Genomic DNA, 10,029 nt, shown 5'->3' on the forward strand with positions numbered 1-10,029 from the left:
TTGTGGCTTTCTTCGGCGGGTTGGCGGAATTGGACCGATGCCGATGTTTTTCGGAAAATGGGCCGATGTTGTTAGTTCCATCCTCCGACGAGTTCGAGGCAGCAGTGGCCCGTTACCGAGTGTCCTCGGTAGGTGCCGGCCACTTGGCTTGCGCCTTCGTATTTGCGCCCTGAGGGGTTCGGCGAAGCGATTTCCTGTTCGTCCATGATGGATGTGACAGTGAGTTTCGCTTCCCATTCAGGGATGGAGATGGTCCATCCGGTTGGGTATTTCATGCCGGTCACAGGACTTTCCCACACGTTGAAGGAGTCGCCGACCATCGGATCCACGCCGGCGGAAGATTGGGTGCCATCCTCATGCAAGACGCTGGCCCAACAATGTTCGCTGCCCGTGGCCAGTTCGGTTACACCCCATAGGCTGATCACGTCGGGATCGTTATCGAAGCAGAGGTTCATCCACAGCCATTTGCAGTTGTAGCCGTCCTTGAGGCTTCTGCCTTTGGGCATGCCGGCGAACTGACGGTCCATCCATACCATTCCCTCCACCTCGTGGCGCTGGCCGTCGAGAGTGATGACGCCTTTGGCAGCCATGTGCGGGAACGAGTATTGGTAGTTGGCCACTCCGGCGATCTGGAAGTAGCCGGTACCGAGACTGTAGAGTGGGTATCCGGTGCCGTGCAGGTCGAGGTAGATGGATCCGTCCGGCATGGCCGATGCGATGCGCATGTTGTCGAGGTCGCCTTCGATGACGTCCTTGTCGGTGTGGATGTGCAGTCCCTGGCCTGCGACCTGTCCTCGCCTGACCTTGTAAAAACGGTCTTCGTGACGGTAGATGCGTCCGGTCTCATCGGTGATGGACAGCACGCTGTTGATCATGCGCACCGGCAGGTATTTGGAGAACTGCAGGACGCTGACATGGTACATGAAGTCAAGGGTGTGGCCGCCCGTCTCGAAATGACCGACCCAGAACCATGAGTTGCCGACTTTGTCGGTGCGTATGAATGTGTCTTGGATGGGATCCACCAGCGGTTCGGTGCCGTGGTGGAAGGTACGGATGTTGTGGGTCAGCGAGTTGTTCGTGTTGTTCATCATGTCTCGTTTCGTTTTGATTCCGTGTCTGTTGATACGTTGGCGTTTCGGTCACTGTCCGACGAGAGTCCGTTTCGTCATGCCTCGGCGCGTTCGAGTCGCCAGAAGCGCCGTGATGAGGGCGGCCGCGAGGATGACCGCGATGGCGGCGAATGCCAGCGTCGAGCCGAGTATGGATTGCGCGTGTCCGGTGGCGGTGGGCGCGAGGGTGGTGGACAGCGCGGAGATGGATACGATGAGGGCTGTACCCATCGAGGAGGCGATCTGTCCGACGGTGTTGGTCACGCTTTGCGCGTGCCCGATGTTTTCGTTGTCGAGTGCGTTGATGCCCCAGGTGTTCACCGGGGTCATGGCGAACATGAGTCCCGCGTAGAGCACGGTATAGGCGCATGCCGTGAGGATGACCGAGGCGTCCGCGCCGAGCAGAGCCATGAGCACGCCGCCGATGGCCATGACCGTCAGGCCGGGCAGGGCGACCTTGCGGATGCCGTATTTGTCGAACATGCGGCCTGAGACGATACCGCAGCATGCGCCGATGAGGGCGCCGGGAAGCATGGCGAGCCCGCTGGCGGTGGCGGATGCGCCGAGCACGGTCTGGATGAACATCGGCACCATGACGTTGCAACCCATGAGGGCCGCCTGCATGCATGCCACGATGATCACCGAATGCGCGTAGGTGCGGTTGGCGAGGATTCCGACGCGCAGCATCGGTTCCTTCGCCTTGAGCTGTCGGCGCACGAACACGGCCACGAGCAGCACGCCGACGACGATCAGCGAGACGGTGAGCATCATGTTGCCGGTGGACGTGAACGTGGACAGCCCGTACAACAGGCATGCCAGACCAACCGAGGAGAGCAGCACGGAGACAAGGTCGAACGCACCCGGTTGGAAGCCGTCGAAGTTACGCAGGTAGACGGCGGCCAACGCGATGACGATCAGCGAGACTGCCGCCATGATGACGAACAGCGTGCGCCAGCCGAACGAGTCGATGATCACGCCGGAGATGGACGGGCCGAGCGCCGGGGCGAAACCGACGACGAGTCCTGTGATGCCCATTGCCGTACCGCGGCTTTCCTTGGGGAACACGAGCAGGATCACCGCGGTGACCATCGGCATGATCGCGCCGGTGCACAGGGCCTGCAGCACCCGACCGACCATGAGCAGGGGGAAGGTCGACGCGAATGCGGCGACGAGACTGCCGGCCGCGAACAATGAGATGCATCCAATGAACAGTCTGCGGGTGGAGAAGCGCCCCATGAGGAACGCTGCGAGCGGGATGACCATCGCCTCGACCAGAGAATAGCCGCTGGACAGCCACTGAACGGTGGTGGAATCCACCCCGAGATCCTTCATGATGGACGGCAGCGCCGGCGTGACCACCGACATGTTGAGCACGGCCAGCAATGTGCCCATGAGCAGCACGATGACCATGATCCATTGTTTTCTGTTGATGCCAAGTTTCACAATAACACTCCAATAAACAATAGTTATTGATTATTCAACGAGCATCAATTATTATCGAAACGCAACGGATGACAACCACCGATATGCGACATTTCTCGTTTATTCGACGATTCGCCTGAATCGTCGAATAACATGCGGCTTATGGATGGAGCAGGAATGACGCTACCGACAGAACGAAAGGAGCATGGTGACCGATCTGCGCATCATCAAAACCCGCAAGGCAATCCGCGAGGCGTTTCTGCGCCTACGGGCATCAGGAGTTCCGGTCTCGAAGGTCAAGGTCAAGGACATCTGCGACCTTGCGCTCGTCAACCCGAGCACGTTCTACAAGCATTACCTCGACGTATACGACCTCAACGACAAGCTTGAGGACGAGACCATCGACGCGATGCTGGAGCATTACCCCGATAAGGACAAGATCCTGTCCGATCCACCCGCATTCCTCAATGGCTGGAGACCGGCCATCGACAGCCAGATCGACGATCTGCGCGTCCTGTTCGCAGGCCGCCCCGAAGCAATGTTCCGCAAAATCGAATCGATGCTCGTCGAGCGTTACTCCGCCCGAGCCGCGAACGAGCGCGAGCGCATCGCCGCCGTCTTCTCCATCGCCGGGGCCCTCCACTCGCTTGGCCTGCTCAAGCTGGAAGGCGGACAAAGCGACGACGAGATCATCGCGGCGGTCGTCGAAAACCTCAACGCCATCGCCGCTCGGATCCCCGACGGACGATAACGAACACCCCCTATACGAATCAACGACATCATCACACGGATACTTTCAATCATCCAGTCAATCATCATGGAACAGATAACAGAACATCATCCCATCCCATCGTCGGCATCGCGATTCGCCGCATCGATACTGACCGCGCTGGTCTTCGTCGTCGCGCTGAATCTGCGAGCCCCGCTCACATCCGTCGGCCCGCTGCTGCCACGGATAGGGGCGTCCGAACATCTCAACGCGACGATGCAGGGTCTGCTCGGCTCGTTGCCCATCCTCGCGTTCGCCGTCGTCTCCCCGATGGTGCACCGGGCCGCCGAACGCCTCGGCATCGAACGCACCGTGCTGGCCGCAATGGCGTTCCTGACGCTCGGCATCGTGATCCGTTCGGCATGTGGCACCATCGGATTGTGGGCCGGCACGCTCGTCATCGGTTGCTCGATCGCGGTGGGCAACGTTCTGGTGCCGGCCATAGTCAAACGCGATTACCCCGGTCACACATCACTTGCCACCGGCATATACTCCGCATGCATGACCGGCATGGCAGCGTTCGCCTCGGCCGCGACATTGCCCCTGTCCGATGCAATCGGGTGGCAGGGCACGCTCGGCATCTGGGCCATTCCCGCCGGAATCGTCACGCTGCTGTGGCTATGGCGTTCACGGGCGAATGCGCAAAGGACGGCCCCGGCTGCGAAGACCGCCACCAATGCGCAGCCTCGCAGCCGACAGAGTACGGCATCGGAGACCCGACTCCGCGTCTCCATGTGGAAAAGGCCGGAGGCATGGGCCGTCACCCTGTTCATGGGGCTGCAATCTGTGAACTATTACGTGTGCGTCACCTGGCTGCCCACCATCGAGGTCTCCTTCGGAGTGCCCGCCGACCGGACCGGCTGGCATCTGGCGGTCTTCCAGCTCGTCGGTATCATCATGGGACTGCTCATCCCCGTGCTGCTGAAGGGCGACAGCCAGGTCGCCGCCGTTGTCGTCGCCAGCGTGCCATTGGCCATCGGTGCGCTCGGACTGGCATTCACACCGTGGCTCGATCTGCTGTGGATCATCGTCGCCAGCATCGGCTCGGGATGCTCTCTGGTCGTGGCACTCTCATTGATCGGATTGAAGACCTCGACCACCGAGGAGACGACGCAACTATCAGGCATGGCTCAATGCGTCGGATACCTGCTCGCCGCAGTCGGTCCCACGTTGGCCGGAACGATCTACGACATCACCTCGGGATGGCGGACGGTGCTCATCATGCTGGCCATACTAGCCGTCGCACAGACCGCCATCGGCATCATCATCGGACGAAATAAGGAAGCGGGGCGATGACCATGCTCGGCGAAACACCCTACGACGCAATGGTACTAGCCAGGTCGGTGGGCTACTATCGCAATCGGCGGCTGATCCTTGCCGACGTAAACCTCACCATTGCCACCGGCGGACGATGGGTGCTGTTCGGACCGAACGGAGTGGGAAAATCCACACTGCTGGAAATGATCGCGATGCGCACCTACCCCAACGTCGGCGAGCTGCGCGTCTTCGGGGACCGAACCGTTGCGGGCTCGGACCCGGAGCGCCGTCGCACCCGCGTGGCCATCGTCTCGGCGGCGTTCGGGCACAACATCGGGTCGGGAATGAACCCGCTCACGGTCGTCGCCTCGGGGATTCCACGAGGAACGAAGGATTCGGCTGACGAGGCATACGAGAAGGCGTACGCGATGATGCGCCGGCTCGGCATCGCATATCTGACCGGCAAACAGTGGCGCAACCTGTCCGAAGGCGAACGCACGAGGGTGATGATCTCCCGCGCGCTCGTCTCGCCGGCGGATCTCCTAATCTTCGATGAACCGACCACCGGCCTTGATCTGGGTGGCCGTGAAACGGTATTGCGAGAACTGTCGGCGCTGGCCTCGCGAGGGGACGAGCGCACGATGCTGCTCGTCACGCATCAGGTGGAGGACATCCCCGCCGGATTCGACCATATCGCGATGATGGGCCGAATGATGGAACACGAGTGCATGACATACCTTGACACGCATCCGCGCATCTACGCCACACTTGACGGCAACACGACACCGGGAACCATCACATTCACCGGACCACTTGACGAAGGGCTTACCGACGAACGTCTCGAATCGATGTTCGGCGTCCCGCTACACGTAGAGCGAACCGGGCAGCGATGGAGAGCCTCGCACCGGCTGCGTTTCGCATGAGCGGTCCGAATGAACGCCTCGTCGCCGGTTCCAGTGTTCCTCAGTCATTATGTCGCATTCGACTGGGGAGCGCTGGAACCGATACGGACACAACCGGGACACAGCAACCGCGGAAAACAACGAAATCAGCAGCAATCAGCGAAATCTCACGAAAGTCGTCAAAACGGCGTCATTGCAACGAAAACGCGCCTAATGAAGTCCTCGGAAACCAGCGAATCAACCCTTCAAAATAACAAGGGGTTGCGGGTTCAAATCCCGCTGGTCCGACCAAAAAGCCTGGAATTTCAACGATTCCGGGCTTTTTTGTTTCTCTCTCCTCCCCTCGTTTTGCCCGCCCAGACACGATTTTCGGACATGACCAGACACGATGCCCCCATGACACGCCTCATATCGCCGGCGTGTCTCTGGTTCGCCCGGCGACTTTCTTTTATCCGATTTTTATCCGATTCCACCGGCTCATTACATTTTCCTCACACGGGTCTTGCCGAGGGTTGCCGTTCGCGTTGCCTGACCGAGTAGATGTCCTGATTGTAGTAGGCCGCCTTTTCCTCGACCCTTCTGCGGGATTCCTCATCTTTCCCCCACCATCGAACGAACTGTGCCGGCCGCGGCCGGTTCTGGTGTTCGTCCTGCGCCATGCGTCGCAGCGCTTTCGGATCAAACACCTTCTTGACGCGGAAGTTCGTCAGCTTGTCGCGGGCGATGTACGCAGCTACTAGCCTCCACTGTTTGCGGGCCTTGCCGATGACCCACAGCACGCCGCCGTCATCCTTCGCGCTGTTGTCCCACCATGACGACACGTACACCTTCGTGCCGGGGCTGAAGATCCTCGTGCCGTGCTCGATGTGATGGTCCTGACCGACCTCGTGCTCGTCAACGACGTTCGCGACCAAGCACCATGAGAACAGTTCACCACGCTGCCGCTGCTTAGCTTCTTCCATATATTTATGCTACAGTCACTCACTCCATCGCGGAGAACGGGGCCGTTTTTGTCGTTTCAGCCGGCTCTTCGGCGCAGCAACGGCACGATGCCGCTGAGGGTCACGTGTCCGTGCTGGTCGGGCGTGAGGCGTTTCTGATGGATCCACGCGCGGATGGTCGCGGCCGATAGCCGAATGCCGGCCTTGGCGCATTCCCGGCTCAGTTGTTTCGGGGTGCCCTTCTTCTCGGATTGGGCGAGCTTGTCGAGCAGCCGGTCGGCCACGTAGGCGCGGTTCACCTGCGCGCCGCAGGAACGGCATTCGCCCATGTGGTCCCGTGGCGCTCCCCAGACGACGCCGTGCTCGTAGAACGGGCACGCGCCGAACGCCACCCTCGTGGCCGGCGGATCCACCATGCGGTTGACCTTGCCGGCCACGTCCACGACGCCCCTCCACCATTCGCGCGCGTCCGGTGCCGTGAGCAGTGGCTTGTCGTCCTTGAGAATGCCGCGCACAAGCTCGAGCACGTCAGCTGTTTGTCTCCGAGGTCGTCGGCGTGGATTGGCATTGGTATCATGGAAGACGCTCAGTTGAAGGCGGGATAGCGCAGGTGTCTGGTATGTGGTGCTCGCCCGCATTCAGGAGACGCAACTGTGTACTGTCGTTATCCCCAGACGTGAGCATCGTCGGCTGCGGAGTGAGGATTGGAGCATGTGCCATGTATGACATCTCGTTGACGCATCAGTCATTACCGTCAGAGGAATACATCCGCCTGCTGGTTATTGCGATGTGCGTGTACAGCTCAAATAATGAGTTCATCATCGAGAATGTGATTCATACTGATGCCAGTCAATCTTGGCGTGACCTTATCGATAAGGAATCCGGGCAGTTGAAACCCACTATCGCCGCTACAATTACCAAAGTGGCGGGAGACGACATCCAAAAGAAGTTTTCGGACATCGTAGTACGGCGTAATCGGATTATTCATGGCTTCCGCATTACGTCGAAGGCCGGAGAACAGATTCTTGGAACCAAAGACAGGAAAACACAGGAACAATTCGAGATCAGTGAAGACTACCTTCGGGAGTTCATTCGAGACAACGACGAATTGAGTCAAATGCTTGAACACTATAGGCAATCGATTACATGGGCTGACGCCGATTAAGACACAATATGCTTAATAGGTTTGACAAACACGAACAGGATACGCAGGTTGGTCTGTTCGACACCGCAATCCCGGCGCAAGAGTTCGAGGAGATGTGAGGCCAATGCAAATCGGCGAGTACAGTCTGCTATCTGCCGGCGCTAATACGTCTGATCGTGTGGAGTGCGCTGTATTAGATACGAATGTCGTGATTGATATGGAGCTTTTCTACTTCAATCAGACGAGCGAAAAGAATCGTCAATCGCTAAAAGATCTACTGCTGTATCTTGTGAAGGATAGAGTGGAACTCAGCATAGGTTTTGCCTTATTGGAATCGTGTCATCAGTGGCGTTCTGGATTCGATGAGAATAATTTCCAGAGGAAGCGTTATGTCGCAGAGGTCTTGTTCCAGTGGGATGAGAATGTGATTGAAAGGCAATTTGCCAATCGGCATCCTCCGGTCAGTCGTGATAAGAAATGGCGCGACCGTCCGTACCAGACTCGAATTGACCCATTGGCCTATGGTTTTGATGGGACAATCAGCGACTGTGCCCAATTCGCAATTCATTACGCTTCGTTGTTAAAAATCATGCTGCTGGCTCAAAAGATGAAGGCGGATAATCGTCTGAATTTGCTTGCCGAGTATGTCTCGTGGGTCAATACCCGGTTGGGCACGCTTTCGGCGTATGAGCTTCAGGTCGCCGTTGACATGCTGGTTGGAAGCACCAGCCGATCGGAACAAGCGCGTAAATTGATTAAGTATTCGAGCAATGAATCCATCGATGACTTATCACGTAAGGCATGGAATGCTGCATGGGACTGTTATTTCATAAGCGTTACTGATGCTTATGAGGCAGGACTGGAATACGAAACGGGAATGCCTAAACGGAAAACGGTACTGGTCACAAGGAATATCGATCCAGTATGGCTGCGGGAAAAAGCCACTTTGTCCGATGTTGAAAATGAAGAGTATTCACTTCCGGTTCCCAAGATTGAATGCACGCTAGATCTCAGAAAAGGAATTACAGAATCGAAAGTTCTTTCCATACTGAATACCGTTCATGAAAGGCAAAAGGCACGTCAATTAATGGCCCCTTCTAACCAACAAATAATGAAGTATATCCAGATGTTTGAAGGCGAAGCCGGGCTGAACCAGTCTGCTTTTGTGGATACACCTTTAAGATAGAGAACACCCGAAATAGACATATACATTTTCAGGAAGGTAGAGATGAATCAGAGAGTGTGCATTGGAGCCGTGGAACCGTTCCGCGCTGAACTGTTGCATCAGGACAAGCCGCAGGCGTTGAAAGTGCTTGAAGAGGCTGCGGAAGTGGTGGAAGCGTTCAAGGACTGGAACAAGCACGGGCAAACCGCGGAGCAGCGCCACGATCTGATTGACGAGTGCGCCGACGTGATTCAAGCGACCGTGAACCTCATGGCCGCGATGGAGTTCACCGACAATGAGATTCATCAGGCCATCGAGGACTGCCGGGTACGGAACGACGCGCGCGGTCGCATGACGCCGCACTCCGATGACTGAACAACATGGCTGACACTCAATCATCGGGCCATATCAGCCATTGGAATGATGCTCGTCATCGTGTCTGTGGCTCAGACACGATTCAGACACGATGACCCCTGAGAACAGCGAAATCAGTGGCAATCACCGAATCTGGCGAAGGTAACAGAACCGGCATCATTGCAGCGAAAACGTAACTGACGAATCTCACAGAAACCAACGAATCAACCCTGCGAACCAGCAAGGGGTTACTCAGTCATCTAGTACAAGTACCTTGCTCAGGACATCTGACGCATAGTCACATCATTCATTGAGGCCCAGCGAAAACTGGATGCATTTTATTCCGTCAATTATGTTGGATAGTTGTAATCGACTGTAGAATCTCAACAGATTGGAGTCATTTTCAATGACCTACATTGAAGATTTACCTGCATATGCTCGAGCCAAAGTGGTAGCGCGACTCAATGGCGCCAGTCTTCCTGATCTCATTAACGCTTTTCTCGTCGAATACGTTGCCGAGGCTAGGCAAAGCAAGATTGAAGCTGCAGGTAAAACACTGCATCCGCTCTCTACGGATTCCGCTCTACGCACCGATGCTGACTTTGATGCTTTCGAACGTCAAATACTTGACGATGATAAGAACTGACTTCGTCATTCTTACCACAAGTTCACACACCATTGCCCTCCCGACGTGCCTCACGTTTTTTGAGCGCGTAGGGTGTGGTGGTGCCTCATCGGGAATGAGCGCGAACGGTATCGGTCCTGTTTGGCTTGTCTTATGGAAGACAGGATCAGCATGGCGACGAAGCGGCAGGTCACCCTGAGATTCAGGGATGAATACATGAAGGCGTCGAAGAAGGACAAGGGACGCATCCTCGATGAGATGTGCTCCGTGNTGGGAATCGGCAGGAGCACCGCGAGACGCAGACTCACGGAAGCCGGGCGCGGCAGGCCGTCGATGTCGCC

At 57.1% G+C, this 10,029-nt stretch carries 11 protein-coding genes; 7 read left to right on the top strand and 4 right to left on the bottom strand.

Annotation, left to right across the window (positions count from 1 at the left end; genetic code table 11):
• Nucleotides 1-71 precede the first annotated feature (71 nt).
• Nucleotides 72-1,091, bottom strand: coding sequence for a lipocalin family protein (locus Tam1G_RS07435; RefSeq protein ID WP_101626033.1), 1,020 nt, complete (start codon nucleotides 1,089-1,091; stop codon nucleotides 72-74).
• 48 nt (nucleotides 1,092-1,139) lie between these two features.
• The gene (locus Tam1G_RS07440) at nucleotides 1,140-2,552 is read right to left on the bottom strand and encodes a DHA2 family efflux MFS transporter permease subunit (RefSeq protein WP_101626034.1); all 1,413 of its coding nucleotides are present in this window, start codon (nucleotides 2,550-2,552) and stop codon (nucleotides 1,140-1,142) included.
• A 184-nt stretch (nucleotides 2,553-2,736) separates the two neighbouring features.
• Between Tam1G_RS07440 and Tam1G_RS07445 the strand changes: the two genes are divergently transcribed.
• The 3 genes from Tam1G_RS07445 (at nucleotide 2,737) to Tam1G_RS07455 (ending at nucleotide 5,480) form a co-directional block, all read left to right on the top strand.
• Nucleotides 2,737-3,282 (top strand): TetR/AcrR family transcriptional regulator, encoded by a 546-nt coding sequence (locus Tam1G_RS07445; protein WP_101626035.1) that lies wholly within the window; start codon nucleotides 2,737-2,739, stop codon nucleotides 3,280-3,282.
• 66 nt (nucleotides 3,283-3,348) lie between these two features.
• Nucleotides 3,349-4,596, top strand: coding sequence for a CynX/NimT family MFS transporter (locus Tam1G_RS07450; protein WP_101626036.1), 1,248 nt, complete (start codon nucleotides 3,349-3,351; stop codon nucleotides 4,594-4,596).
• On the top strand, nucleotides 4,593-5,480 hold the full coding sequence (locus Tam1G_RS07455) for an ABC transporter ATP-binding protein (protein ID WP_242689629.1): 888 nt from the start codon (nucleotides 4,593-4,595) through the stop codon (nucleotides 5,478-5,480). The genes Tam1G_RS07450 and Tam1G_RS07455 overlap by 4 nt, the downstream gene beginning before the upstream one ends.
• A gap of 470 nt (nucleotides 5,481-5,950) precedes the next feature.
• Here the strand turns inward: Tam1G_RS07455 and Tam1G_RS07460 are convergent, their stop codons facing one another.
• Together Tam1G_RS07460 and Tam1G_RS11940 are read right to left on the bottom strand one after the other, a co-directional pair.
• Nucleotides 5,951-6,421 (bottom strand): hypothetical protein, encoded by a 471-nt coding sequence (locus tag Tam1G_RS07460; protein WP_101626037.1) that lies wholly within the window; start codon nucleotides 6,419-6,421, stop codon nucleotides 5,951-5,953.
• A 56-nt stretch (nucleotides 6,422-6,477) separates the two neighbouring features.
• On the bottom strand, nucleotides 6,478-6,927 hold the full coding sequence (locus Tam1G_RS11940) for a hypothetical protein (RefSeq protein WP_242689630.1): 450 nt from the start codon (nucleotides 6,925-6,927) through the stop codon (nucleotides 6,478-6,480).
• 149 nt (nucleotides 6,928-7,076) lie between these two features.
• On the opposite strand from Tam1G_RS11940, the gene Tam1G_RS07470 reads away from it, so the two are divergent.
• From Tam1G_RS07470 to Tam1G_RS07485, 4 genes are all read left to right on the top strand, one after another.
• Nucleotides 7,077-7,565 carry a hypothetical protein gene (locus Tam1G_RS07470; protein WP_243394873.1) on the top strand — a complete coding sequence of 163 codons (489 nt, stop codon included), beginning with the start codon at nucleotides 7,077-7,079 and terminating at the stop codon, nucleotides 7,563-7,565.
• 103 nt (nucleotides 7,566-7,668) lie between these two features.
• Entirely contained in the window at nucleotides 7,669-8,730 is a 1,062-nt protein-coding gene (locus Tam1G_RS07475) for a hypothetical protein (RefSeq protein WP_101626039.1), read from the top strand.
• 42 nt (nucleotides 8,731-8,772) lie between these two features.
• Nucleotides 8,773-9,084, top strand: coding sequence for a pyrophosphohydrolase domain-containing protein (locus Tam1G_RS07480; RefSeq protein WP_101626040.1), 312 nt, complete (start codon nucleotides 8,773-8,775; stop codon nucleotides 9,082-9,084).
• A 385-nt stretch (nucleotides 9,085-9,469) separates the two neighbouring features.
• Nucleotides 9,470-9,709 carry a hypothetical protein gene (locus tag Tam1G_RS07485; protein WP_101626041.1) on the top strand — a complete coding sequence of 80 codons (240 nt, stop codon included), beginning with the start codon at nucleotides 9,470-9,472 and terminating at the stop codon, nucleotides 9,707-9,709.
• Nucleotides 9,710-10,029: the final 320 nt, after the last annotated feature.

It is taken from the genome of Bifidobacterium imperatoris (genome assembly GCF_002860405.1).
Lineage (GTDB): Bacteria > Actinomycetota > Actinomycetes > Actinomycetales > Bifidobacteriaceae > Bifidobacterium > Bifidobacterium imperatoris.

Excerpts from the sequence above, each read along its gene's own strand:
- Tam1G_RS07450 (WP_101626036.1), top strand. The coding sequence starts at position 3,349 with ATGGAACAGATAACAGAACATCATCCCATCCCATCGTCGGCATCGCGA.
- Tam1G_RS07485 (WP_101626041.1), top strand. The coding sequence starts at position 9,470 with ATGACCTACATTGAAGATTTACCTGCATATGCTCGAGCCAAAGTGGTA.
- Tam1G_RS07435 (WP_101626033.1), bottom strand. The coding sequence starts at position 1,091 with ATGATGAACAACACGAACAACTCGCTGACCCACAACATCCGTACCTTC.
- Tam1G_RS07445 (WP_101626035.1), top strand. The coding sequence starts at position 2,737 with ATGGTGACCGATCTGCGCATCATCAAAACCCGCAAGGCAATCCGCGAG.
- Tam1G_RS07455 (WP_242689629.1), top strand. The coding sequence starts at position 4,593 with ATGACCATGCTCGGCGAAACACCCTACGACGCAATGGTACTAGCCAGG.
- Tam1G_RS07460 (WP_101626037.1), bottom strand. The coding sequence starts at position 6,421 with ATGGAAGAAGCTAAGCAGCGGCAGCGTGGTGAACTGTTCTCATGGTGC.
- Tam1G_RS07475 (WP_101626039.1), top strand. The coding sequence starts at position 7,669 with ATGCAAATCGGCGAGTACAGTCTGCTATCTGCCGGCGCTAATACGTCT.
- Tam1G_RS07480 (WP_101626040.1), top strand. The coding sequence starts at position 8,773 with ATGAATCAGAGAGTGTGCATTGGAGCCGTGGAACCGTTCCGCGCTGAA.